22 protein-coding genes are annotated in these 24,948 nt (G+C 65.0%); 6 read left to right on the top strand and 16 right to left on the bottom strand.

Annotated elements, in window-relative coordinates; genetic code table 11:
- Positions 1 to 89 precede the first annotated feature (89 nt).
- The 3 genes from CI41S_RS28090 to CI41S_RS28080 all read right to left on the bottom strand — a co-directional run bounded on the left by CI41S_RS28090 (position 90) and on the right by CI41S_RS28080 (position 6,053).
- The gene (locus tag CI41S_RS28090; protein WP_139483848.1) at positions 90 to 1,082 is read right to left on the bottom strand and encodes a 30S ribosomal protein S2; all 993 of its coding nucleotides are present in this window, start codon (positions 1,080 to 1,082) and stop codon (positions 90 to 92) included.
- A gap of 211 nt (positions 1,083 to 1,293) precedes the next feature.
- A complete protein-coding gene (gene dnaE / locus CI41S_RS28085) occupies positions 1,294 to 4,824 on the bottom strand; it encodes a DNA polymerase III subunit alpha (RefSeq protein WP_139862541.1) in 3,531 nt (1,176 codons plus the stop codon).
- Between the two features lie 482 nt (positions 4,825 to 5,306).
- Entirely contained in the window at positions 5,307 to 6,053 is a 747-nt protein-coding gene (locus CI41S_RS28080) for an outer membrane protein (RefSeq protein WP_139483850.1), read from the bottom strand.
- A gap of 290 nt (positions 6,054 to 6,343) precedes the next feature.
- Between CI41S_RS28080 and CI41S_RS28075 the strand changes: the two genes are divergently transcribed.
- The gene (locus tag CI41S_RS28075) at positions 6,344 to 6,652 is read left to right on the top strand and encodes a DUF3551 domain-containing protein (protein WP_229178352.1); all 309 of its coding nucleotides are present in this window, start codon (positions 6,344 to 6,346) and stop codon (positions 6,650 to 6,652) included.
- Between the two features lie 72 nt (positions 6,653 to 6,724).
- Entirely contained in the window at positions 6,725 to 6,991 is a 267-nt protein-coding gene (locus CI41S_RS28070; protein ID WP_139862537.1) for a DUF3551 domain-containing protein, read from the top strand.
- Between the two features lie 55 nt (positions 6,992 to 7,046).
- Here CI41S_RS28070 and CI41S_RS28065 read toward each other — a convergent pair whose 3' ends face one another.
- The 10 genes from CI41S_RS28065 to CI41S_RS28020 all read right to left on the bottom strand — a co-directional run bounded on the left by CI41S_RS28065 (position 7,047) and on the right by CI41S_RS28020 (position 17,829).
- Complete coding sequence (locus CI41S_RS28065) at positions 7,047 to 7,748, bottom strand: ABC transporter ATP-binding protein (RefSeq protein ID WP_139862535.1); 702 nt, start codon at positions 7,746 to 7,748, stop codon at positions 7,047 to 7,049.
- 9 nt (positions 7,749 to 7,757) lie between these two features.
- Positions 7,758 to 9,038 (bottom strand): lipoprotein-releasing ABC transporter permease subunit, encoded by a 1,281-nt coding sequence (locus CI41S_RS28060; protein ID WP_139483853.1) that lies wholly within the window; start codon positions 9,036 to 9,038, stop codon positions 7,758 to 7,760.
- A gap of 73 nt (positions 9,039 to 9,111) precedes the next feature.
- Entirely contained in the window at positions 9,112 to 10,431 is a 1,320-nt protein-coding gene (gene proS / locus CI41S_RS28055) for a proline--tRNA ligase (protein ID WP_139862533.1), read from the bottom strand.
- 167 nt (positions 10,432 to 10,598) lie between these two features.
- Entirely contained in the window at positions 10,599 to 12,161 is a 1,563-nt protein-coding gene (locus CI41S_RS28050) for a copper resistance CopC/CopD family protein (RefSeq protein ID WP_139862531.1), read from the bottom strand.
- Positions 12,162 to 12,165: 4 nt separating this feature from the next.
- Entirely contained in the window at positions 12,166 to 12,693 is a 528-nt protein-coding gene (locus tag CI41S_RS28045) for a YcnI family copper-binding membrane protein (protein ID WP_139862529.1), read from the bottom strand.
- Positions 12,694 to 12,701: 8 nt separating this feature from the next.
- Positions 12,702 to 13,196, bottom strand: coding sequence for a copper chaperone PCu(A)C (locus tag CI41S_RS28040; protein WP_139862527.1), 495 nt, complete (start codon positions 13,194 to 13,196; stop codon positions 12,702 to 12,704).
- A 28-nt stretch (positions 13,197 to 13,224) separates the two neighbouring features.
- Entirely contained in the window at positions 13,225 to 13,695 is a 471-nt protein-coding gene (locus CI41S_RS28035; RefSeq protein WP_244626719.1) for a TlpA family protein disulfide reductase, read from the bottom strand.
- Between the two features lie 23 nt (positions 13,696 to 13,718).
- A complete protein-coding gene (locus CI41S_RS28030) occupies positions 13,719 to 14,945 on the bottom strand; it encodes a sialidase family protein (protein WP_139862524.1) in 1,227 nt (408 codons plus the stop codon).
- 11 nt (positions 14,946 to 14,956) lie between these two features.
- Positions 14,957 to 17,371: a TonB-dependent receptor family protein gene (locus CI41S_RS28025; RefSeq protein ID WP_139862522.1), complete on the bottom strand. Its 2,415-nt coding sequence runs from the start codon at positions 17,369 to 17,371 to the stop codon at positions 14,957 to 14,959.
- Between the two features lie 86 nt (positions 17,372 to 17,457).
- On the bottom strand, positions 17,458 to 17,829 hold the full coding sequence (locus CI41S_RS28020; protein WP_139862520.1) for a DUF2946 family protein: 372 nt from the start codon (positions 17,827 to 17,829) through the stop codon (positions 17,458 to 17,460).
- A 458-nt stretch (positions 17,830 to 18,287) separates the two neighbouring features.
- On the opposite strand from CI41S_RS28020, the gene CI41S_RS28015 reads away from it, so the two are divergent.
- From CI41S_RS28015 to CI41S_RS28000, 4 genes are all read left to right on the top strand, one after another.
- A complete protein-coding gene (locus tag CI41S_RS28015) occupies positions 18,288 to 18,713 on the top strand; it encodes a globin (RefSeq protein WP_139483880.1) in 426 nt (141 codons plus the stop codon).
- 99 nt (positions 18,714 to 18,812) lie between these two features.
- Positions 18,813 to 19,820, top strand: coding sequence for a sugar ABC transporter substrate-binding protein (locus CI41S_RS28010; protein ID WP_371815118.1), 1,008 nt, complete (start codon positions 18,813 to 18,815; stop codon positions 19,818 to 19,820).
- A 9-nt stretch (positions 19,821 to 19,829) separates the two neighbouring features.
- Positions 19,830 to 21,332, top strand: a complete 1,503-nt coding sequence (locus CI41S_RS28005; RefSeq protein ID WP_139483882.1) for a sugar ABC transporter ATP-binding protein — start codon at positions 19,830 to 19,832, stop codon at positions 21,330 to 21,332.
- Between the two features lie 102 nt (positions 21,333 to 21,434).
- Positions 21,435 to 22,469, top strand: a complete 1,035-nt coding sequence (locus CI41S_RS28000) for an ABC transporter permease (RefSeq protein WP_139862518.1) — start codon at positions 21,435 to 21,437, stop codon at positions 22,467 to 22,469.
- 381 nt (positions 22,470 to 22,850) lie between these two features.
- Here CI41S_RS28000 and mtnK read toward each other — a convergent pair whose 3' ends face one another.
- From mtnK to CI41S_RS27985, 3 genes are all read right to left on the bottom strand, one after another.
- Positions 22,851 to 24,155: an S-methyl-5-thioribose kinase gene (mtnK, locus tag CI41S_RS27995; protein ID WP_139862517.1), complete on the bottom strand. Its 1,305-nt coding sequence runs from the start codon at positions 24,153 to 24,155 to the stop codon at positions 22,851 to 22,853.
- 38 nt (positions 24,156 to 24,193) lie between these two features.
- Entirely contained in the window at positions 24,194 to 24,541 is a 348-nt protein-coding gene (locus CI41S_RS27990) for a hypothetical protein (RefSeq protein WP_139862516.1), read from the bottom strand.
- A gap of 124 nt (positions 24,542 to 24,665) precedes the next feature.
- Positions 24,666 to 24,944 carry a DUF1467 family protein gene (locus CI41S_RS27985; protein ID WP_139862515.1) on the bottom strand — a complete coding sequence of 93 codons (279 nt, stop codon included), beginning with the start codon at positions 24,942 to 24,944 and terminating at the stop codon, positions 24,666 to 24,668.
- Positions 24,945 to 24,948: the final 4 nt, after the last annotated feature.

Here is a 24,948-nt window from a genome sequence, read left to right as displayed (position 1 = left end):
CCGGGTGGCGCCGCTTTCAGCAACAGGGAAACCGTTGTTCGTGGAACAGGAGCGGCGGCCGGGACAGGCCCGGCCACGCCGCGTAACGTTTATTCCGCTTCGGCGAGCGTCTTGGCCTGGGCGACCCAGGCGTCGGCGCGGCTCGGCAGACCGACTTCTTCGCCGATCTTGTGCGCGGTGTCATGGTCGAGCTCGGCGAGCTGCCAATAGTGGAAGATGCCGAGGTCGTTGAGCTTCTTCTCGATCGCACCGGACACACCGGTGAGCTTCTTGAGGTTGTCGGCGGTGCCGCGGGGACCCGCGAGGCCCTGGAAGCCGGACGGCGCGGCCGCCGGCAGCTCTTCCTGTACCGGGTCCGCCGACGCGCCGACGTCGATGCCGGACTCACCCTGGGCGCGCGAGATGCCGTCGATGGCGGCGCGCGCCACGAGGTCGCAGTAGAGCGAGATCGCACGGCCGGCGTCGTCATTGCCCGGCACCACATAGGTGATGCCCTTCGGATCCGAGTTGGTGTCGACAATCGCGGCGACCGGAATGTTGAGGCGCTGGGCCTCCTGGATCGCGATGTCTTCCTTATTGGTGTCGATCACGAAGATCATGTCGGGCAGACCGCCCATGTCCTTGATGCCGCCGAGCGAACGGTCGAGCTTGTCGCGCTCGCGCTGCAAGGTCAGCCGCTCCTTCTTGGTGTAGGAGTTGGCTTCGCCCGAGGCGAGCACCTCGTCGAGGTGACGCAGCCGCTTGATCGAGGCCGAGATCGTCTTCCAGTTGGTCAGCGTGCCGCCGAGCCAGCGCGAATTGACGAAGTACTGCGCCGAACGCTTGGCAGCCTCGGCGACGCCGTCCTGCGCCGAACGCTTGGTGCCGACGAACAGGATGCGGCCGCCCTTGGCGACCGTGTCGCTGACCGCCTTCAGGGCGGTGTGGAGCATCGGCACGGTCTGCGCGAGATCGATGATGTGAATGTTGTTGCGGGCGCCGAAGATGTAATCCTGCATCTTCGGGTTCCAGCGGTGGGCCTGGTGGCCAAAGTGAACGCCAGCTTCGAGGAGCTGACGCATGTTGAAATCGGGTAGCGCCATAGGTTTTGATTCTCCGGTTGGTTCCTCCGGAAACGTGTGAGCAAACGCGCCTTGACAGGCCCGGTTGCCACCGGACGGCCTTTGAGAGCCATGTTTCCGTGTGAGATGGCGCGCTATATAGCGCGATTTGCGCCAGAAGCAAGGAAATACGGCCGGTTACGCCGGCCGGAAACGCCGGATTCCGGCCGAAACGGCCGGTTTTGGCCCGGCTTTACAGCGTCTGGACGTCGACGACCCCGGCCACGGCCTTGATCGCGCCGGCGATCTGCGGCGAGACCTTGTAGCGGCCCGGCAGCTTCATCTCCACCTCGGTCTCGAGGTCGAGCATCATCACCAGCGAGACGTCGCCGTCGGCCCCCGCGGGCGGCGGTGCAGGCGCTGCGCCCGGCTTGAGCACCGGCGGCTTTGGCGCGCCGCCTGCGCCCGCGGCGGGCGCCGCGTCCGGCATGTTGAGCCGGCGGGCGATCGAGTCGAGCGGCCTGGTGTCGCGCACGAAGATGCGCAGGCCCTTCTGGGTCTTGGCCGCGGCGTGATCGAGCGGTTCGGCGTGCAGCACCCTCGCCCGCACGTCCTCGCCCTGCAGCTCGGCGCCGAGCTGCAGCAGCACCGCTGCGCCCGGCTCGAGCACGTCGCGGTACTGCGCGAGCCCTTCGGAGAACAGCACCGCCTCGAAATGGCCGGTCGGGTCCGACAGGCCCATGATGCCCATCTTGTTGCCGGTCTTGGTGCGCCGCTCCATGCGCGACACCACGGTGGCGGCGACCTTGCCGGCGGTCGCGCCGGTTTTGACCGCGCGGGAAAATTCCGCCCAGGATTGCACGCGCAGCCGCTTCAGCGCGGTCGCGTAATCGTCGAGCGGATGCCCCGACAGGAAGAAGCCGATCGCGTCATATTCGCGGCGCAGCCGGTCCGCGGGCAGCCAAGGCTCGACCTGCGGCAGCATGATGCTGGGAGCATCCGCGGCGCCGCCGAACATGTCGTTCTGCCCCGACGTCGCGGCCTCGTGGCTGCGCTGGCAGGCGGCGAGGATCGAATCCGCGCCGGCGAACACCCGCGCGCGGTTCGGCTCGAGCGTGTCGAAGGCGCCCGCCGCAGCCAGGCTCTCGATGATCCGCTTGTTGATGGCCCTCGGGCTGACGCGCGAGGCGAAATCGGCGAGCGAGGTGAAGGCGCCCTTGTTGTTGCGCTCCGCGATGATCTGCTCGACGGCCTGGATGCCGACGCCCTTCAGCGCGGCGAGCGCGTAATAGATCGTCTTGTCGCCGACCTCGAAGGTCGCGCCGGAGCGATTGATGTTGGGCGCCTCGACCTTGATGCCGAGCCGCTGCGCCTCGGAGCGGAATTCGGAGAGCTTGTCGGTGTTGTTGAGTTCGAGCGTCATCGACGCCGCCAAGAACTCGACCGGGTAATGCGCCTTCATGTAGGCGGTGTGGTAGGACACCAGCGCGTAGGCGGCGGCGTGGCTCTTGTTGAAGCCGTAGTCGGCGAACTTTGCCAGCAGCTCGAAGATGGTCTCCGCCTGGCCCTTCGTGACGCCGTTCTTGGTCGCGCCGGCGACGAAGACGTCGCGCTGCTTGTCCATCTCGGCGCGGATCTTCTTGCCCATCGCGCGGCGCAGCAGGTCGGCCTGGCCGAGCGAGTAGCCGGCCATCTGCTGCGCGATCTGCATCACCTGTTCCTGATAGATGATGACGCCGAAGGTCTCTTTCAGGATCGGCTCCAGGATCGGATGCAGATACTCCGGCTCCTCGTCGCCGTGCTTGCGCGCGCAGTAGGTCGGGATGTTCGCCATCGGACCGGGGCGATACAGCGCCACCAGCGCGATGATGTCCTCGAAACGGTCCGGCCGCATGTCGATCAGCGCGCGCCGCATGCCCTGGCTTTCCACCTGGAACACGCCGACCACATCGCCGCGCGCCAGCATCTGGTAACTCGCTGCGTCGTCGATCGGCAGCGTCGCGAGATCGACATGGATGTCGCGCTGCTTGAGCAGCTTGACCGCGACGTCGAGCACGGTCAGCGTCTTGAGGCCGAGGAAGTCGAATTTGACGAGGCCCGCGGGCTCGACCCATTTCATGTTGAACTGGGTGACCGGCATGTCGGATTTCGGATCGCGATACATCGGCACCAGCTCGCTGAGCGGGCGATCGCCGATCACGATGCCGGCGGCGTGGGTCGAGGCGTGGCGGGTCAGGCCCTCCAGGCGCTGCGCGATGTCGAAGGCGCGCGCCACCACCGGATCCTCGTCGCGGAACGCCTGTAGCTTCGGCTCACCCTCGATCGCCTGCGCCAGCGTCACGGGGGCCGCCGGATTTTGCGGCACCAGTTTTGTCAGCTTGTCGACCTGACCATAGGGCATCTGCAGCACGCGGCCGACGTCGCGCAGCACGCCGCGCGCCTGCAGCGTACCGAAGGTGATGATCTGTGCCACCTGGTCGCGGCCGTAGCGCTCCTGCACATACTGGATCACCTCGCCGCGGCGATCCTGGCAGAAGTCGATGTCGAAGTCCGGCATCGAAACGCGCTCAGGATTGAGGAAGCGCTCGAACAGCAGCGCAAAGCGCATCGGATCGAGGTCGGTGATGGTCAGCACCCACGCCACCAGCGAGCCCGCGCCGGAGCCGCGGCCTGGCCCGACCGGAATGCCCTGCGCCTTGGCCCATTTGATGAAGTCGGACACGATCAGGAAGTAGCCCGCATATTTCATGCGGGTGATGACGTCGAGCTCGAAGGCGAGCCGCTTGCTGTAGTCCTCCTCGGTCATGCCCGGCGACAGCCCGTGCACGCGCAGGCGGTTGGCAAGCCCCTCCTCGGCCTGACGCTTCAGCTCGGCGGCCTCGTCGGCGGCGGCGTCCACGCTCGATTCGGCGCCGACGGTGAAGAACGGCAGAATCGGCTTGCGCGTCTTCGGCCGGAACGAGCAGCGCTCGGCGATCTCGACCGTCGAGGCTAGCGCCTCCGGAATGTCGGCGAACAGCACCGCCATTTCCGCCCGGGTCTTGAAGCGGTGATCGGGCGTCAGCTGCTCGCGATTGGTCTCGGCGATCAGATGGCCGCCGGCGATGCAGAGCAGCGCGTCATGCGATTCATAGTCGTCGTTGGTCGCGAAATACGGCTCGTTGGTTGCGACCAGCGGCAGGCCCTTGGCGTAGGCGAGATCGATCAGGCCGGTCTCGGTGCGCCGTTCCTTGTCGACGCCGTGGCGCTGCAATTCGATGTAGAGACGGTCGCCGAACCGGCTGGCGAGACGCTCGCAGCGCGCGGCCGCCAGCTGCGCCTGATCGGCGCGCAGCGCCATCGCGATCGGCCCGTCGGGCCCGCCGGTCAGCGCGATCAGATCCTCGGCGTTGTCGGCGAGCCAGTCGAACTTGATGTGCGGGGTCTGGTTGACCGGCGTCTCCAAAAACGCCCGCGAGTTCAGCCGCATCAGGTTCTGGTAGCCGCGCTCGCGCGCCGCCAGCAGCACGATGCGCGTCGGCCCCGCCGCCAGAATGCTGCGCGACGTCGGATCGACGTCGCCGAAATCCACCGCGATCTCGCAGCCGACGATCGGCTGGATGCCATAGCCGGCCATCTTGTCGGAGAATTCCAGCGCCCCGAACATGTTGTCGGTGTCGGTGAGCGCCAGCGCCGGTTGGCGGTCGGCCTTCGCAAGCTCGCCGAGTTTGGCGATCTTGATCGAGCCCTTCAGCAGCGAATAGGCCGAATGAACGTGAAGATGAACGAATCCGGCATTCGACATGGCTGCTCAAAGGTGTCTGCGTCAGGGATGAGCGAGCGCCGGGCCTCGGAGAATGACAGACCCGACTCGCCCTCGCATCGTGAGGCTTGAGCACTGTCGAGTCCACGCGGAACGCTGTGGATTGATCGCTTTAACCGCTTATCCCCAAAGCTCCACAAGGCGCACTATATCCCTGTTCCTGCTCACACATTCTCAGAATTGCGGGATCAGCTGAGCCCACACCGCGATCATCCCGACGAACAGCGTGATCGATGCCAGCGCCGCCGCTTCTTCCACGAAAACCTTCAGCATGTTTGCCTCCCGTGAACTGGAACGTATGCAGAACATTGTTCCTTTTTTGTTCTAGGAGTCAAGCGCGCCCGGCAAGGGTCTCTCTCGCGATCGCGACCGATGGTTAATCCGCGCGTCTCAGCCAACCCGCCAAAGAAAAAAGCCCCGGGCAGAGCCCGGGGCTTTCTGTGTCGCTTGAATTAAGCGAGCGATCAGTAGCGCGCCACGACCGGGCCGCCGAACTTGTAGTTCAGGCGGACGGTGACGAGGTCGACGTCCTGATTGATGCGGTCGCTGGCGACAAGCGCGCCGGCCGGCGAGGTGAAGTTGACGGTACGATCCTGCATGAACAGATGGTCGTACTCGACGCCAGCCGACCAGCCCGGAGCGAACGCCCATTCGAGACCAACACCGACGGTGCCACCCCAGTTGGTGTCATCGTTCGAGCTCGCAAACAGCGCGCCAGTGGCAGCCGAGTTGATGCGATGCTTGTCCGAGGTCACAGCAGCACCACCCTTGAAGTAGAGCAAGGTGGTGTTCCAGGCGTAACCGATCTGACCGGTGAACAGGCCGAATGCTTCAGTCTTCGACGTATTCACGAAGCCGGGGAACAGCAGGCTGTTGTTGCTGCCCTTGAAGTCAGCCCAGTTGCCCTGAGCTTCGAGGCCGAACACCCAGCCGCCGGACTGCCAGCGATAGCCGATCTGACCACCGACCGTGCCGCCGTCCGCATCGTGGCTGCCTTCGCCGCCCACCAGGAACGGCGCAACCGAGTTCCAGCTGCTGCGGCTGGAGCCCCAACCGCCGTTGACGCCGATGTAGAAGCCCGTCCAGTCATACACGGCGGCAACCATCGGCGGTGCCTTGGTGTAAGGGCGAGCCGCGAGATCGGCCGCGGAGGCCGGAGTGACCGCAGCGAGCGCGATCAGGCTGGCCGTGACAAGCAAAACCTTTTTCATTTTTCCCGTTCCAACTTTTTCTACTGGCCCCCAAGGCCGCGAGACATCGTCATAGCAGTCTCGATCCAAATTGCTGTAACTTCGCTGCAACAGGCACTCCCAAACGTGTCAGTTCAAATTGTAAGTTAATGCTGTGTTAGAGGCACTTCTTGCACATTTCGCCACATCGTCGCCGCACATTCTTCACAATTCAAATCGGCATGTGCAATTGCGCGTGAGACCGTGTTGACGGGAACCCGGTTGTCCGGTTTGGATCGTCGCAAGAGAGTCTTCGCGGCAGGGAAATGAAAATGCGAACAATGCTTCTCGCTGCGGCGTCCGTGGTCACGCTCGCAACGCTTGGAACCGGACTTGGAGCCGGCCCCGCGCATGCCGTCGGTGTGCGCTACCCGTTCTGCATTCAGGGCGACCGCTACGAGGGTCTCAGCAATTGCAGCTATGAGACGTATGAGCAGTGCCTGGCCACCGCCTCGGGAATTGGACAGAACTGCATCGCCAATCCCTACTATGCCGGTGACCGCGATCCCCGCTCCTATCTCAACGTTCCTCCGCGCGAGCGCCGCGACGACGGAAATTTCTTCAACCTGTTTTTCCGCTAAAGCGGATGAGATTGGGTTGAATCGTCATCACGCTTTGGCGTTGCGGACGCCCCGATCGACAGGAGATTTCTGATGCGCGGCCTGGTTCTGGCACTGTTGGCGCTGGGCGCTGTCGCATCCACGCCGGCGAGCGCGCAGAAGTACGATACGACCTCGCCGGTCTGCAAAACCAATTACCGCTTTGGCGGCGAGGACACCGACTGCAGCTATACCTCGCTGGCGCAGTGCAAGGCGGTATCGTCCGGCCTTGGCGCGATCTGCTTCGACAATCCCTATTACGCCGGAGCTGCCGCCGGTCGGCCGCGGGGCGCAGCCAGACGGCCCCGCCCAGCCTATTGAGGCGCTCCGGCCTTTCGTGAGGGCACGATCGTTTCGGAATGTTTCCGGATCATGCCTATCCCAGCTCGATGACCTGCCCGTCCGCCAGCGACACCCGGCGATCCATCCGCGCGGCGAGATCCATGTTGTGGGTCGCGATCAGCATCGCGACCCGGGTCGCCTTCACGAGCTGCATCAGCGCATTGAAGACGTGGTCGGCCGTGCCAGGATCGAGGTTGCCGGTCGGCTCGTCCGCGAGCAGCGCCCGCGGCGCGTTGGCGACCGCGCGGGCGATCGCCACGCGCTGCTGCTCGCCGCCCGAGAGCTCGGCCGGACGATGGGTGACGCGGTCGCCGAGCCCGAGATAGGACAGGATTTCGGTCGAGCGCTTCACGGTCTCGGAACGCTTCAGGCCGCGGATCATCTGCGGCAGCATAACGTTTTCCAGCGCCGAGAATTCCGGCAGCAGCCGGTGCGACTGGTAGACGAAGCCGATATCGGTACGGCGAATCTGGGTGCGGTCCATATCCGACAATTGCGAGGTCGGCGTGCCCGCGACATAGACCTCGCCGTCGTCGGGGCTCTCCAGGAGGCCGGCGATGTGCAGCAGCGTCGACTTGCCCGATCCCGAAGGTGCCACCAGTGCCACCGATTGGCCCGGCCACAGCGCCAGCTTGGCGCCGTTGAGGACCGTCAGCGTGGCCTCGCCCTGCCTGTATTCCCGCTTGATATCATGAAGATAGATGACCGGTGCATCTTCCGCCGCCCCCTCCGCCATGTGCACGCCTCACTCGTACCGGAGCGCGTCGACCGGATCGAGGCGCGCGGCGCGCCACGACGGGTAGAGCGTCGCGAGGAAAGACAGCGTCAGCGCCATGATCACGACCGCCAGCGTTTCGCCGAAATCGACTTCCGCCGGCAGTTTTGAGAGGAAATACAATTCCGGCGAGAACAGCTCGGTATTGGTGAGCCACGACAGGAACTGCCTGATCGATTCGATGTTCAGGCAGATCAGCATGCCGACGAAGAAGCCGGTCAGCGTGCCGACCACGCCGATCGAGGCGCCGGTGATCAGGAATATCCGCATGATCGAGCCCTGCGAGGCCCCCATGGTGCGCAGGATCGCGATGTCCTGGCCCTTGTCCTTCACCAGCATGATCAACCCGGAGACGATGTTGAGCGCCGCAACCAGCACGATCATGGTCAGGATCAGGAACATCACGTTGCGCTCGACCTGCAGCGCGTTGAAGAAGGTCGAGTTGCGTTGCCGCCAGTCGACCAGAAACACCGGCCGCCCGGCCGCTTCCGTCACCAGCTTGCGGTAGGTGTCGATGCGGTCGGGGTTGGTGGTGAACACCTCGATCGAGGACACGTCGTTGTTGCGGTTGAAATAGGCCTGCGCCTCGGTCAGCGGCATGAACACGAAGGTCGAATCGTATTCCGACATGCCGATCTCGAACACCGCCGTGATCTTGTAGGGCTTGATGCGCGGCGTGGTGCCCATCGGCGTCACCGCTCCCTTCGGCGCCACCAGCGTGATCATGTCGCCGGCATGCAGCGAGAGCTGGTCGGCAAGCCGGCGGCCGATCGCGACCCCCTGCCCTTCGTCAAAACCCTCGAGCGAGCCCTGCTTGATGTTCTTGGCGATCGAGGTGAGGTTGTTGAGGTCGTCGGAGCGGATGCCGCGGATGAAGACGCCGGCCGCGTTGAACGGCGACGAACCGAGCCCCTGCCCGTCGACGACGGGCGCGGCCAGGCGGATGCCGGGGACCTGGCTGATGCGGTCGGCGACGTCCTTCCAGTCGGTGAGCGGCGACTCCAGCGGCTGCACCAGCAGATGGCCGTTGAGGCCGAGGATCTTGTCCAAGAGCTCCTTGCGAAAGCCATTCATGACCGCCATCACCACGATCAGCGTGGCGACGCCGAGCATGATGCCGAGGAACGAAAAGCCGGCGATGACCGAGATGAAGCCTTCCTTGCGGCGCGCGCGCAGATAGCGTCCGGACAGCAGCCATTCGAATGGCGCAAACGGCGGGGTGCGGACTGGCTCGGTCATGGTCTCATCCATCTGTCGATAATCCCATGATTCGGGGCAAATGTGGCCGCATTACCCCGCGGATAACTGCGTACTGGAATAATCTTTAGCCCGCGAGCTTTGCGACCACGTCCGCCGGGCTCATGTTGTCGCGTGAGCCATCGCTGCGTCGCTTCACCTCGACCTTGCCGTCGGCAAGTCCCTTCGGCCCGACCAGAATCTGCCAGGGAATGCCGATCAGATCGGCCGCTGCGAATTTCGCGCCGGCGCGCTGATCGGTGTCGTCGTAGAGCACGTCGACGCCCTTCGCCGTGAGGTCGCGGTAGAGCTGCTCGCAGGCGGCATCGACCGCGCTGTCGCCTTGCTTGAGGTTGAGGATCGCAGCGCGGAACGGCGCCACGGCCTCGGGCCATTTGATGCCGGCGTCATCGTGGCAGGCCTCGATGATCGCGCCGACCAGGCGCGAGACGCCGACGCCGTAGGAGCCGCCGTGGATCGGTACGTCGACGCCGTCGGGACCGGTGACCAGTGCCTTCATCGTGTCGGAATATTTGGTGCCGAAATAGAAGATCTGGCCTACCTCGATGCCGCGCGTGTTCAGACGCTTGGCCTCGGGCACTTCCTGCTCGAAGCGCGCCGCCTCGTGCACGTCTTCGGTCGCCGCATAGACCGAGGTCCACTGTTTGATGATCGGGGTCAGGTCTCCGTCATAGTCGACGTCCGCGCCCGGCACCGGCAGATCCAGCACGTCGCGATTGATGAAGACGCCGGACTCACCGGTCTCGGCGAGCACGATGAATTCATGGCTGAGGTCGCCGCCGATCGGGCCGGTCTCGGCGCGCATCGGGATCGCCTTCAGGCCCATCCGCGCAAAGGTGCGCAGATAAGCGACGAACATCTTGTTGTAGGAGCGCCGCGCGCCGGCTTCGTCGAGGTCGAACGAATAGGCGTCCTTCATCAGGAATTCGCGGCCGCGCATCACGCCGAACCGCGGACGCTGCTCGTCGCGGAATTTCCACTGGATGTGGTAGAGGTTGAGCGGCAGGTTCCGGTACGACTTGATGTAGGCGCGGAAGATCTCGGTGATCATTTCCTCGTTGGTCGGCCCGTACAGCAGTTCGCGCTTGTTGCGGTCGGCGATGCGCAGCATCTCCGGGCCATAGGCATCATAGCGGCCGCTTTCGCGCCAGAGATCGGCGAGCTGCAGCGTCGGCATCAGAAGCTCCAGCGCACCGGCGCGATCCTGCTCCTCGCGCACGATCTGCTCGATCTTCTTCAGCACCCGGAAGCCGAGCGGCAGCCATGCATAGATGCCGGCCGCCTCCTGCCGCATCATGCCCGCGCGCAGCATCAGCCGATGCGAGACGATCTCCGCCTCTTTCGGGTTCTCTTTCAGGATGGGCAGGAAAAACCGCGACAATCGCATGGGGTTACTCGGAGAATCAGAGGTGGCTCAGAGGAGCTGCAGTGAAACCGGATCGGGTGCGAAAACACAAGGCCGCTTCAGGTCAAAAACCCTTCAAATCAGGCGAATTTCGGCCATTTGAGCGTATTGCGCTCCGCCTGGACGGCCCGGCACGCAGGCCGCAGCCATTAGCGGATATCGACGTCGTCTTCCAGTGTCACTTTCTTGAAGTCGCTCACCAGGGCGCCGATCTGCATGTGCCAGCGGCCCGGGAACGGCAGCGGCGCCTTGTTCACATGCCAGTAGCCGTCGGGACCAAGCGTAGCGCTGCGTTCCATCGGCTCGATGCCGCGCTCCGGCAGGCTCAAGGTCAGCGCCGCCTCCTTGGCGGCAAACGGGCTGGCGTCGCCGTTCATCAGCTGCAGCACGAAGTCGTTCTGCCCGACCTTGCCGGGCGTGATCAGCACCTGGAACATTGCGGCATCGGTGTGAATGTGGACGGCGAGCGGAACGTCTGATGACATCGCCAGCGCGCGCGGCGGCGGCGTGAAGCGCCATAGCGCCACCAGCGAGAGGATGGCGATCATCAGCACGAATTCGAGCGCGATCGAGCGCTGCAGCGGCCGCGTCCGGTGGAATTCGCGCGCGATCGCCGGCGTGAAGACCAGCCGGTTCAGCGCGGCGAACACCAGCAGCAACGACACCAGCACAAGCTTCAGCAAGAGGATGTTGCCGTATCCGGTGTCGACGAGCGCGCGAAAACTTTCCAGCTGAACCACGGCGAGCACCAGGCCCGACACTGCGATCAGCGCGACGATCGGCACCGCGAGCGTCGAGAAATACCTGAGCACCCGGAGCAGCGAATCCTTGCGCTGCCAGGCCAGCACGGCCAGCGGCGCCAGCGCGCCCATCCAATAGGCCAGGCCGACGCCATGGATGAACAGCGCGGTCCGCGTCAGCCATTGCGGCGAGGCGGTGGCGGCATGGCCGCTGATCGCAAATGACAGCCCGACGCAGATCATTGCGATCGCGGTGCGCCGCCATGACGCGCCGATCGACGGGCTGCGCCAGGCGATCGCCGCGATCAGCATGGCGGCAATCGCGAGCAGCAAGGCGGGAAACAGGCTGGTATTGATGGCGGTGGCCCATGCCGCCCGTGTCAGGATCCCCGTGAGCGGCAGGTTCAACAGATCGACGCCCTGCAAGCCGAGCGAGGCGATCGCGCCGACCAGGCCGATCTTCAGCGCCCACATGATCAGGCGTTCACCGGCGGGTCCGTGCGAGATCCAGGCCGCGAAGAACACGCCGCCGACGCCGGCGAGCAGCCCGAAATAGAGCGCGAGCCGCGCCAGCCAGATCAGTGCGTGCAGCACGCCGCCGTCGGGCGCCGCCGTCGCGCCGGTGACGGTTCCAATCGAGAACAGCAGCGAGCCGGCGACAGGATGGCCGTCCTGCGACACCACGCGATAGCTGATCGCCTGCGTGCCCTTCGGCAGGTCGGACGGCAGCGACACCAACACCGACTGGTCGACGGCGCGGATTGCGACGTCGCGGGGCCGGCCTGCGGCATCGAGCAGGCTGACCGCGGTCGGCGCCACCGCCTCGTTGAAGCGGAGCACCAGCATCTTCGGCGCTTCCGCCAGAACGCTGCCGTCGGCTGGCTCGGCGGCGATCAGCACCGCATGCGCATGGGCCGCGGTCGCAAGACACAGCGCCACCAGCAGCGCGGCGAGGCTTGCGACCAGCCGCATCGCGCTACGACTTCGGCAGCAGCCTGACGCCCGGCGCCGGCGTCCTGCTGCCATGACCGTGGCCGCCGTCCTGCCCGGCCGAGGGGATGTCGATCCAGCGGCTGACGCCCTGCTCACATTCCTGCACGACCGGGAAATACAGCACTGTGTTCGGCTTCAGCGTATCGGTGAGGAAGGTCTGCATCACGAACTCGTCGTAGTTCTGGTCGGAAAGCTTGCCGCCGCTCCACGCCACCTCCGTCACCCCCTCCGAGATTTTCGCCCCGTGGTAGTCGTACTCGCTGGCGTATTTGCCGGTGACCATGTCGAGCGTCCAGCCGGCCTTCGGCATCGGCTTCACCCCGATGACGCCTTCCGGAATCTGCACGCGGACCTTGACGGTGGGTGATCCCGCGCAGCCATGCGGCACGGCGAACACGGCCTTGTAGTACGAGCCGACTGCCGCCTGCTTGGCCTCGAGCGTGATGTGCGCTATCGCCGGCGACGCGGCGAGCGCCGCGGCGGCAACGGCGAAGAGCGCATATGTCCGCATGATCAGCCTCACATCTTGTGACCGGAATGGCCGCCGCCGGGCGACTGCGCGCCGACCGACTGCACATCCAGCGACACCGTCACCTTGCCGGCCTTCTCGAACTGCAGCGTGACCGGCACCTTGTCGCCCTGCTTCAGCGGGTTCTTCAGGTCGAACATCATCAGATGAAAGCCGCCGGGCGCGAGTTTCAAGGTCTTGCCGGGCTCGATGGTCACGCCCTTATCGAGCGGGCGCATCTTCATCACGCCGTTGTCCATCGCCATCTCGTGGATCTCCATCCGGCCGGCGACGTCGCCGGAGCCCGAGACCAGGCGATCGGGCGTCGTGCCTTTGTTCTCGATGGTGAGATAGCCGCCGCCGATCTTGGCGCCGCTCGGCGTGGCGCGCGCCCAGGCCTGGGTGATCACGAGATCGCCGGCCTTGACGTCCTCGGCGCGCGCGGATGCGGACACGAGTGCGGTGGCGAGCGCGGTGAGCGCGGTGATACGGGAGAACGTGTTCATGGCAACGGAGTCCTTTCCAGTTATCGTATCATCGTAGCGCGGCAGCCTGCGCCTCGGACCATTTGTTCAGATCGGCGATCTCGGCCGAGCCTTCGATCGTTGTGACGGTTCCGTCGCGGGCCACCAGCATGGTTCGCGGGATATCGCCTTGCCATGCCGGATCGATCTCGAAGCGCAGCCGCTCAGCAAAACCGTCGCCAAAGATCCAGTTCTCGGCCGACGCCAGCCCGGCGCGATCCAGCATCGCTCGGGTCGCCTCCGGCAGGGTGGGAACCAGATCCGCGCTGATCGTCACGACGTCGATGCCGGGGTGATCCTTCATGAACTGGCCGAGCTCCGGCAGCTCGACCTTGCATGGTCCGCAGGTCACACCCCAGAAATGTACCAGAGTCGGATGGCCGGCATGCGCGCGCAGCAGTTTTTGCCAGCTGCCGCGCTCGAACGGCTTTAGCGCGCCCTGCTCCGCCGCCGCGGCGGATGGCAGCGCGGCGAACAGCATCAGTGCAGCGAGCAAATGACGTTTCATGGTTCGCCTCCGATCGCCTGGAAATGATAGCCGTCGGCCTTGGTCATCCAGGACAAATAAACCTGGTGGTTGTCCGACACGAGCAGCGGATGGTCGGAACTGTCGGCGGTGTCGGCGATCACCGACGGCTTCGACCAGGTCGCGCCGTCATCGCGCGACGTCATCAGATTGACCGACGTCTTCTGCCCGTCGAACTCCTTCCAGACCATCGCGAGCCCCTGCGTTCCGGCGATGATCTGCGGCCGTGACGGGCTGTGGTTCGGCTGGCCGATCGGAAACGGCTCGCTAAAGGTTTTCCCGCCGTCGCGCGACTGCGCGTAGAACAATCCCTTGCGCGCCTTACCGTTGGTGTACCAGGTCACGTGGTAGGTGCCGGCAGCCGAGATGGTCAGGCTCGGGCCGTGATGCGGACAGGCCGCGATCTGCCAGTCGTCGCGGCTCACCCGGTGCACCTCGCCGGGCTTGGCGAGATCGCTGAACGTCACGATCGCATGATCGCGCACGCCGCCCTCAAATATGTTGCGGAACACGACCACGGGATGCCCTGCGCCGTCGAACGCAAGTCCGAGCCGGCAGCATTCGCAGGTATTGTCGGCCACCAGCTGCGCATCGGAATACGTCGCGCCGCCGTCCTTCGAGGTCGCAAAGAACAGCGCGGCACCGTCGTATTTCTGGCCGCGCTGCTGTGCCGGCACGCGGTTGCGCTTGTCGAGCCACGCCGCGAACACAGCGCCGGTGGGATCGAAACCGATCGCCTCGAAGCGCTGGCTTTCATTGCTCGCGGTGATCGGCTTCGGCGGATCGAATGTGCGCCCGCCATCGCTCGAGCGCGTGGTGAGCACCTGACCATTGAAGGCCTGATCGCGGAAGGTCGAGAACGCCAGCGCGATGCCGCCCTTTGCATCGATCGCAAGCTTCGGCCGTGCGTCCGGCCCCCAATCCAGATTGAGCCCTTTCTGCGTGACCTGGACCGGCTTGGAGAAGCTTCTGCCCTGATCCTTCGAGCTCGCGACCGAAATCTGGCCGCCCGCCATCCAGGCGAGCCACAACGTTCCGTCCGGACCGAACGCGGGCGTGACCTTGGTCGCGCAGTGCAAATCGGCTTCCTCGCACGCCGCTTCGGAGGCGTGCTGATGGCTCATCTGCGACGACGCCACGCCCGGCAAGGCCGCGAGCATGATCGCCGTCAGCAAGGTCGAGGCCGCAGCTCTGCGATATCCCATCGATGCGGTCCTCATTTGAATGCGACCTTCATGCCGGCGACGAAGGCGCGCGGCGATCCGGCATAGATCGAGCCGGTCGTGTTCGCCAGTACGCTCGCAGGATTTTGAACGCCTGCCGCCGTGACCGAATTCGCGATGTTGTTCGCCGACGCCACGTAGGTGCGGTCGAACACGTTCCGCACCTCGAGGAACAGGTTCACGCTCCGGAAATAGTCGGAAACGAGATCGGTCTTGTAGTGCAGGTTGAGATTGACGAGCTCGTAGCCCGGCGCCTTCAGAAGGTTGGCGTTGTCCATGTAGAAGGAATCCTTCCACTGCACTTCGACGAACCCGCCGAGGCCCTGCAACGGACCCGACAGTTGGTCGTAGCCCAGCCGTGCGGTGAGCTCGTTCGGCGAGATGCCGGGGATCTTGTTGCCGGCGCGATTGAAGCTGAACACCGCGCCGTTGGTGATGTTCTCGGTGTACTCGGTGTAGACCTCGTCGAGATAGGTGTAGGCGGCGGAGAACCGCCAGCCCGGCAGGAACTTCCAGTCGGCGGCGAGCTCGACGCCGCGATGTTCCGATCGCGGCGCATTGAAGGTGTAGCTGATGCCCTGGATCGGCGTGGCCTGCGAGACCAGCTCGTCCTTGAAGAACTCGTAGAAGCCGGTGACGCTGACCTTGAGCGCATTGTTCGGCGTCCAGTCGGCGCCGATGTCGTAGCCGAGATTGGTTTGCGGCTGCAGGCCGGTGTTGTTGCCCGAGAGGCCGGTCGGCAGCACGAACAAGTTGCTGACCTGCGGGGTGCCGTAACCGGTCGCGACCCGGCCGCGCAATTGCCATTCGCCGTTGAGCCGGTAGAGCAGCGCAAGCTCGGGCGCGGTGTTCTGGAATTGCCGGTCCGCCGTGGTGATGGCCGTGGTCGTCGTCCCGGCCGCGCCCGTGTAGGTGTAGGCGGTGTTGCGGCCGCTCAGATTGGTGGTCTCCCAGCCGATGCCGGCAATCGCCGTCAGCGCGGGCGTGAGCTTCAACTCCTCGCGCGCACGAATGCCATAGTTCGTGGTGTCGCTGAACAGATTGCTCTGGAGCCGGCCCAGCGTCGCGTTGCCTCCCGGCATCACATTGCGGGTATCGCTCGACGCGGTCAGCGTGTTGTACCAGGCTCCTACGAACGTCGTGGAATCCATCCCGAGGACTTCACCACGCTTGGTGACGTCGCTCATGAAATTGTAGGACGGAAAATCGCCGATCGCGCTGGTCGATCCGGTCGGTTGGTTGATGTTGCGGTCGTCGAACACGAACTGATTGCGCCAGGTGGTCTGGTTGTCGAAATCGTGCTCCCAGCGCCCCCCGACGATGGTGCGGCGGTCGTCGCGTTCGAGGCCCGCCTGCAGCGCGGTCTCCTTGTCGGTCCCGGCGGCGGTGTTGAAGCCGTTGTTGAACAAGGTCACAGTGCCGCATCCCGGCGCCGCGGTCGCTCCCGTCGTGCAGCCGCGCTGGAACGGATTTAGGTAGAATTGATTCAGGGAGGCGCGGATCGGCAGCCGCGCTGTCAGGTCGTTGTTGATCAGCTTTACTGTGAAGCGGTCGTCCGGCGTCGCCTGCAGGGTGCCGAGGAAGTTGACGGTCTGGGTATTAAACCAGCTGTTGCCGAGATAGCCGTCGCCGCGCGCGTCGCTGGCGAACAGCGAGCCCTCGAAATTGCCGACCTTCTTGCCGGCGGCGAGATAGTTGTTGAGATAGCCAAAGCTGCCGCCGTCGACGCCGTACTCGATGCCGTCGATCGTGCCGCCCGGCCGGGTCCGAAAATTCAGCGCGCCGCCGGTCGCGTAGTTGCCGTAGAGCGCCGATGACGGCCCGCGCACCACGCCGATCGCGCCATAGGCGTGCGGATCGATCAGGTCGCTGCGCGACAGGCCGTCGGGCTGGGTGACCGGAAAGCCGTCGTCGAAGATCACGAGGTTGCGGATGCCAAAACCGTTGCGGGCGTTGGAGCCGCGGATCGAGATACCGAAGTCGCGCGGGCCGTTGCCCTGCTTGATCGAGATGCCCGGACTGTCGCGCAGCACGTCGGCGACCGAGAACGCCGGCCGGTTGTCGAACTGGCTGCGATCGATCGTGGTCGCCGTTTGGCCGGCGGGTGCCCGGTTCAGGCTGTCGCGCGCGGCGCCTGCCGTCTCTGATGGCGTCGCGCTCCGTGCCGGGGCCGTCGTCGCCACGGTCGGCGCCGCCCGCGCCCGCGCCGGCCGGCGGACGGACGCGGTCCGCGCGCGCGGCTTCGCTGCCGCCGGCTTGGCGCGCGCAGCCTGCGGCGCCTCGACCGTGACGGGCGGCAAGGCCGTGCTCTGGGCCTTCGCCCAAGATGGAATCATGGACGGGATCGCGCACAGCGCGGCGCCCAGCACCAATGCGCTTGCCCCGCCCGGCGGATGATAACGGAACATGGATGAATCCTGACACCGGCTCTTCGGCCGGTTTGCTCAAGGGCACTTGCCGGCGTACCAAGGTGACGCCGGCTGCGAGAACGTGGTCAGGAGAACGAGGGTGGTGCGCGGGCCTGTGCGGGAGAGCCGGCGCGCGAATGGGCGAGATCGCGCGCGAAATCGAGCCAGGCGACCTGGGTCGGCGCTCGGTCGACGGCGACATCGGCGACTTCGGGTGTATCAACCGGCGCACCGGTCTGCAGCACGCTGCAGGCGGAGCAGCAGCCGTCATGGGCCCGCTGCCCGGTCTGGTCGCCCTGCCCGGTTCCGGCACCGCCATCGCCATGGCAGATCGTGGCCGCCGCGAGCGGGTCGGACGCGGCAAGGCTCGCCGCCCAGCAGGCCCCGATTGGCGCAAAAATTTGCACCAGCAGGGCAACCAGGACGATCGGCAAGAAATTCTTGAGCCGCCGGCGCATCGCAAAACCCATCCTGCGAGGAACTAATCACCGCCATCGCTGGAAGTCGAGACAAAGCAGCACGCGGTTTATTCCAGCAGGCGGAAATGACCGGGCGTGGCACGTGCGTCACAGCCACTCCAACAACCTGCCGTATCCCCTTACCCCATCGCGCGTTTTCCTCCCGCTGCTGCAACCGTCAGTGGCGTCATGCCGATCATTTCGCAAACTGCTGGAAATTTGAACAATCGTTGCCGAAAATGGTGACAAGCCTGGAAAGATGGTCTACCAATCCGGGCTCAGGCCAGCCGCGAGGCGTGTCCTGGTGGTCCAAGTCTCGGGAGGAGCCCGACGCGCACAAGCAGCGTCACCCCAATAATCAAGATCAAATCTCATTTTTGGGGAAAATAGGGTCGACACAATTTTTGGAGCAGGGCTTTCAGCCCTGCTCTTTTTTTGTGTGATGATCGCAATCCGCCATGACGTCATCGCCGAATCCTATCGAACACAGTTTTGAACTCGCCGCCGCGCGCTGCGATGACCTGACGCCGCAGGTCTATCGGCGTCTGTTCCGCGAGCATCCCGAAGCACAGGCGATGTTTCGCAGCGAAGGCAGCGAATCGGTGAAAGGTTCGATGTTGTCGCTGACCATCGAGGCCATCATCGACTTCGCCGGCGAACGCCGCGGACATTTCCGCATGATCGAATGCGAGGTGTCGTCGCACGATGCATACGGCACGCCACGCGATTTGTTCGTCGCGTTCTTTGCCGTGATTGCCGACGAACTGCGCGAGATGCTCGGTGCGCAATGGTCCGACGAGATCGATGCTGCGTGGCACAAGCTGTTGCGCGACATCGATGCTGTCGTGCTGCAGCAGAAGCATCTTGCCGGTGAGACACCGTAGCGTCGCCGTTCCGATTGTGACACACTCCCATGATCCGCGGCGCGTGCAACTGACGCCGTCGGTCAAAAAATGAAGAGGGAGCAAGCAACCATGCCAGGGATGGACAAATCGTCGACGACGAGGCGCGACCTTCTGCAAATCGCGGCAGCCGGCGGCGCCGCCGCAGCGATGTTCGGCGCCATGGGCCCGGCGCTCGCCGCCGAAATGGGCCGCTCGGAAAAGCCGCTCAAGGCCGCCTTCTCCAACGCCGGACTGCAGGCGACCTGGTGCGCGCAGGGCAAGCAGGCCGCCGAGTTCTGGGGCAAGCTGTTCAACGTCGAGGTCACCTGGTTCGACGGTCAGCTCGACGCCGTCAAGCAGCGCGCCGCGATCGACAACATGGCGTCGCAGAAGTGGGACTTCGTCGCGATCCAGGCGTTCGGCATCGGCACCCTCACCCAGCCGGTGCAAAAGATGATCGACGCCGGCACGCCGGTGATCGACATGGACACGCTGATCGCGCCGCTCGATCAGATCAACGTCCACTCGTTCCTCGCACCCGACAACGAGTTCATGGGCGCTTCGGTGACGCAGGCGCTGTGCAACGCGATGGGCGGCAAGGGCAAGATCATCATGACCCAGGGTGCGCTCGGCCACACCGGCGCGCAGGGCCGCGCCAAGGGTTTCAACAGCGTGGTAAAACAGTTCCCGAACATCGAGGTGCTGGATACCCAGCCCGCCGACTGGGACGTCTCCAAGACCGCCCGGCTCTGGGAAACCTATCTGACAAAATATCCGCAGATCGACGCGGCGTTCTTCCACAATGACGACATGGCGCTCGCCGCCTACAACATCATGAAGGCGCGCAACCGCACCAACATCCTGATCGGCGGCGTCGACGCCATGCCGCCGGCAATCCAGGCCGTCGCGGAAGGCCGCATGTTCGCAACCGTGCGCAATCCGTCCTGCCGCATCCATGGCGGTGCGATCGTCGCGGGCGTCGCCGCCGTGGCCGGCGGCGAGAAGAGCGGCCAGGGCATCCCGAAACACGTCATCACCGACGGTCCGGTCGTGACCAAGGCCAACGCGCCGGGCATGCAGTGGATGGAGGATCACTTCCTGATCTGAGCGGTCCTCATGCAGCAAGGACGCTCCCCGATCCTCGAATTGAAGGAGATCACGAAGGCCTTCGGCGGTGTCGAAGCTCTTCGTGGCGTCGACTTCGCGTTGCGCGCCGGCGAGATCCGCGGTCTCGTCGGCGAGAACGGCGCGGGGAAAAGCACGCTGATGAAGATCATCGCCGGCGTGCACCCCGAATTCTCCGGCCGCTTCATGCTCGACGGCAAGGAGACCCGCTTCCGCTCGACCCGCGACGCGCACGCCGCCGGGATCGGCATGGTGCATCAGGAGCTCAGCGTCGCGCCTGATCTCACCGTTGCCGAGAACGTGTTCCTCGGCAACCAGCCAACCAACCGCCTTGGCCTCGTGCAATGGCGGCGGATGGCGCGAGAGGCCGGCGAGCAGCTGTCCCGGTTCGGCATCGACGTCGACCCGATGACGCGGCTCGGCGACCTGCCGATCGGCTTGCAGCAGCTGATCGAGATCGCCCGCGTGCTGTTCTCCGGCGCCCGCATCATCATCCTGGACGAGCCGACCTCCGCGCTCTCCCCGCCCGAGGTCGAGCGCCTGTTCGCGACGCTGCGCAGGCTGCGCGACCAAGGCACCAGCATCGTCTTCATCTCGCATTTCATCGAAGACATTTTGCGCGTCTCCGATGTCGTCACCGTGTTCCGCAACGGCCGCAAAGTCGCCGAGACCGCCTCCAGCGCCACCAGCAAGGGCGCGCTGATCGAGGCCATGATCGGCCGCGGCGGCGAGGCGCTGGAGCACAGCTACACCGACGACCTGATGTTGCCGGCGCCGAACGGCGGCGCGGTGGTGCTGAAGGCCGATCAGCTCTCGCTCGGCCGCAGCCTGCAGGACGTCTCGTTCGAGGCGCGCGCCGGCGAGGTGCTCGGCGTCTACGGCTTCATGGGCTGCGGCCAGCTCGAGCTGTCGCGCATCCTGTTCGGCAAGCTGAAGCCAGATGGCGGCACGCTCGCGGTCGACGGCGCGGCAAAGATCTTCCGCAGCACCGCAGCCGCCCGGCGCGCCGGCATCGCGCTGGTGCCGGAGAGCCGGCGCGCGATGCTGTTCCACCAGGAGCCGGTCTACAAGAACATCTCGATCAGCGTTCTGGAGCGGATCTCCGCCCTGCTGCTCAAGCCGGTGACCGAGCGCGCGATTGCAAAACGCCAGGTCGAGCAGCTGCAGATCAGGCCGCCGGTGGTCGGGCTCGACCTCGGTATGCTCTCCGGCGGCAACCAGCAGAAAGTGGCGCTGGCGAAATGGCTGACCTATCCGCCGCGCCTGTTGGTGCTGTGCGAGCCGACCCGCGGCATGGACGTCGGCGCCAAGAACGACGTGATCAACATCGTCCGCGACCTCCGCGCCAGGGGGCTTGCGATCATCGTGCTGTCGACCGAGCCGGAGACGGTGCTGTCGCTGGCCGACCGGATCCTGGTGCTGAAGCGCGGCGCGGTGGTGCGTGAATTTGCGGGCGAGGCGGTCAGCAAGGACCGCCTGCTGGAGGCGGCTTAGAGCATGATCCGGAAAAGTGCGAAGCGGTTTTCCGAAGAGATCATGCGCAAACAAGCGAACAAGGCCCGATGACCTGCTCATCGGGCCTGATGGAGAGACGTAATGGCGAGCAGTGACAGCGCGACGAGGCCGGCGGATCACCAGCGGCCGCGCGGGCTGGCGCCGTTCCTGCGCTCGCAGATGCGCAACATTGCGCCGTTCCTGACCCTGATCCTGCTCAGCGGCTTCTTTGCGATCGCCAGCCCCTCCTTTGCGACGCTCGACAACGTCGGCAATATTCTCACGCAAGTCTCGGTCACCGGCATCATCGCCGTCGGCCTCACCTTCGTGATCCTGTGCGCCGAGATCGATCTCTCGATCGCCAGCATCGCCAACGTCACCGGCATCGCCGTGGCGTATTTCACCCTGCAGGAATCCTACGTCAACATCGCCAACGTCCCGATGCCCGGCTGGGCCGCGATCCTGCTGGCGCTGGCGCTGTGCGCGCTGCTCGGCCTCGTCAACGCGCTCGGCCTGACCGTGATCGGCATCCCCTCCTTCATCATGACGCTGGCGATGATGCAGATCGCGGCCGGCGTCTCCGCGCTGCTAGTGCGCGGCCAGATCGCCTACAAGGTGCCGCCGCTGATCACGACGCTCGGCTCCGGCTCGGTCAGTGGCATCCCCTGGATCGTAATCGTCGCCGCCGTGATGCTGCTCGGCGGCCATCTGGTGCTGACCTACACGCGGTTCGGCCGCTACGTCTACATGGTCGGCGGCAACCGCGAGGCCGCCGAATTTGCCGGCCTCAACGTCAAGCTGATCCTCGGCGCCGTGATGGTGATCTCGGCGGTGTGCTCCGGCATCGGCGGCATGCTCGGCGTCGCGCATTTCGGCAGCGCGCAGCAGAACGAGTTCGACACCTATCTCTTGGATTCCATTGCGGCCGTGGTGGTCGGCGGCACCAGCCTGTTCGGCGGCCGCGGCGGCATCGGCAACACCATCGTCGGCCTGTTCGTGCTCGGCGTGCTCAACAACGGCCTCGACCACGTCAACATCGACAGCTTCCTGAAGATCCTGATCCGCGGCCTGATCCTGCTGGCGGCGCTGATCATCAACGTCTACGCCCAACGACTGCGCGAACAGGCGGCGGACTGAGCCGATCGAGGGGGCATTGTTGGACCCGTCATCTTGAGAAGGTGTGAAGCTTTGTCCTCACCCACCGCTGTCATCGCCCGGCTTGACGGGCGATCCAGTACGCCGCGGCCTCTCGGTTCATTCACCACCGCCTCTGGAATACTGGATCACCCACATGCGCGGGTGATGACACCGAGCAAGTTGAGCAAATTAACCCGTCATCCTGAGGTGCGAGCCTCTTCGGCGAGCCTCGAAGGATCGACGGCCACCAGCCGGGCCGATTCATCCTTCGAGGCTCGCCCAGCGGCGCAAGTGCGCCGCAAGGCTCGCACCTCAGGATGACGGAGTGGGTTTCTGGTTCACATGTCAAACGCCGCGCTTTGCCCCCTACGACTACGTTCCCTACCTCGCGAAGTGCGGCTGCCAGTGGCGCAGTTCGCGGGCGGCGTAGGTGACGGTGGCGATTGTGGTGAACGACGGGGCCTCCAGCATCAGGCTGCGCGCCAGCTTGAGGGCGCGCGCCTCGCAGATCGCGCGCTGTTTCTCGTCGGCGATCCACTCGAAGTCGATGTTGTGCGCGAGGCCGAGGATGCGACGGATGGTTTTGGCCGCGGCGAAGCCGACCGTGGCCTGGAATAGGCGCGCCATGTAGGCCTGCCGCTCGGCCTCCAGCCGGGCAGCGCCCGCCTCGCCCGTGAACAGCGACGCCGGATAGCCGTCGCCGCTTGCCTCGCTGCGCCACAGCGCCAAAAATTTCCGGGCGAACTCGGTCCAGACGCCTTCGACCACGTCCAGCAGCCAGGCCTCGAACGCGGCCCGCTCGCCCGGCGTGCGCTCGTGCCCCGCGGACGCCAGATAGGCCATCAGCAAATTGCCGATGACGGCGCCGATATCAAAACCCATCGGGCCGTAGAAGGCGAATTCGGGATCGATCACCCTGGTCTCGCTGTCGGTGACCATGATCGAGCCGGTGTGCAGGTCGCCGTGGATCAGCGCCTCCGGGCTCGCCATGAATTTCAGCTTCAGCCGGGAGATGGCGACATGCAGGTCGAGGTCGTCGCGGAACGCGGCGGCGGTGTCGTCGAGATACGGCGCGGTCCAGCGGTTCTGCTCGGCAATCCGGTAGGGATCGGTGAAGATCAGGTCCTCGGTGATCTTGCAGAGCGCGTGGTTACTGGCGAACGCCGCGATCCCCTCTTTCCGCTCCGCCGCCCCGCGCGCGAGGTCGGAGGAGAAGAACAGCGTCCGCGCCATGAAGGTCGAGATATCATCGACGAAGCGCGGATAGCTGACAGCGCCGATCAGCCCCTTGCGCATGATGATGTGCGGCTCGAGCAGCTGCATCGCGGTCAGCGCCAACGGGCCGTCATGATGCAGCACGGCCGGCACCAGGTCGGGCGCCAATCGCGCCTGATGCACCAGCGCCATGTGCTCGTAATGGGCGCGCGACAGCGGCAACGGCCAGCTCTCGCCGACCAGCCGCACATAGGGCAGCGCCTGCTTGACGGCAACGCCGCCGCTTTTGCCCTTCACGATGAAGACGAGGTTGAGATTGCCGTCGCCCACTTCGCTGATCGACCAGTCGGCCGGCGCGCCGCCGAGCTGGGCGACGATGGCGGGCAGTCCCGCCAGATATTCGCGGAGATCCGTCTCCCGCAGGATGCGATATGGGCTTGGCCCGGAGGCGGATTGCGCCTGCAGGTTCATTTGGTCTCCTCCTCACACTCCCGGGGTGAGGTTGATCCTCACTCCCGTTCCAGGAAGTTCGAACCGATATCGGCCTTCTTCCGGATCGGATCATAGTCACAATAGACGCTGTCCGCGAACAGCGTGTAGCTCGCGCTGACGGCGCTCTTGTCGACCTTGACCGAATGCAGCCCGATCACCGCGGTTGACTGGCCGCCGTTCCACTTGAACGGCGTCGTGCTCTGCGCCCGTTCGCAGGCCGCGACCGCTTCGGCGAAGACCGAGCTCTCGACGAAGGCCTGCACGGTGCGCAGCCGCGTCAGCGTCTTCCAGGAGAAATAGAACGATCCGGCAAGGCCGGCGGCGAGCAGCACGAACAGAACGATCGCGATCCGCTGGAAATTCATTCCTCTCCCCCAAGACCGATAACGACTTCTAACATTCTTCGTAGCCCGGGTGAGCGAAGCGATACCCGGGACTGTTCCCGCATGTCGCTTCGCTCATGCGGGCATGGGCCATCGACAGCCAGTCCTAGAATGGCATCCCCATCAGTTTCGACAGCCGCTCGATCGAAAGATAGCCGGCGTAATAGGCCCACATCCCGATTGCGAAGATCATGGCCGAGATGATCGTGGTCCAGATCAGCTTGCGGCCCATCCGCGCCAGCACCGGCGCGCCGGGGTCGGTGCCGGGCGCGCCGACGCCGTCCTCGTGCTGGCTGCGCACCCCGAACGGCAGCGTCAAGAACAGCGTGAGCCACCAAAGCACGAAGTAGATCGCGAGCCCGGTGGAGATCTGGTACGCGGTCATTGGC

The organism is Bradyrhizobium ivorense, from assembly GCF_900696085.1.
GTDB lineage: Bacteria > Pseudomonadota > Alphaproteobacteria > Rhizobiales > Xanthobacteraceae > Bradyrhizobium > Bradyrhizobium ivorense.
The sequence above is the reverse complement of the archived record's forward strand: the minus strand, read 5'-3'. Positions and strand labels throughout refer to the sequence as shown.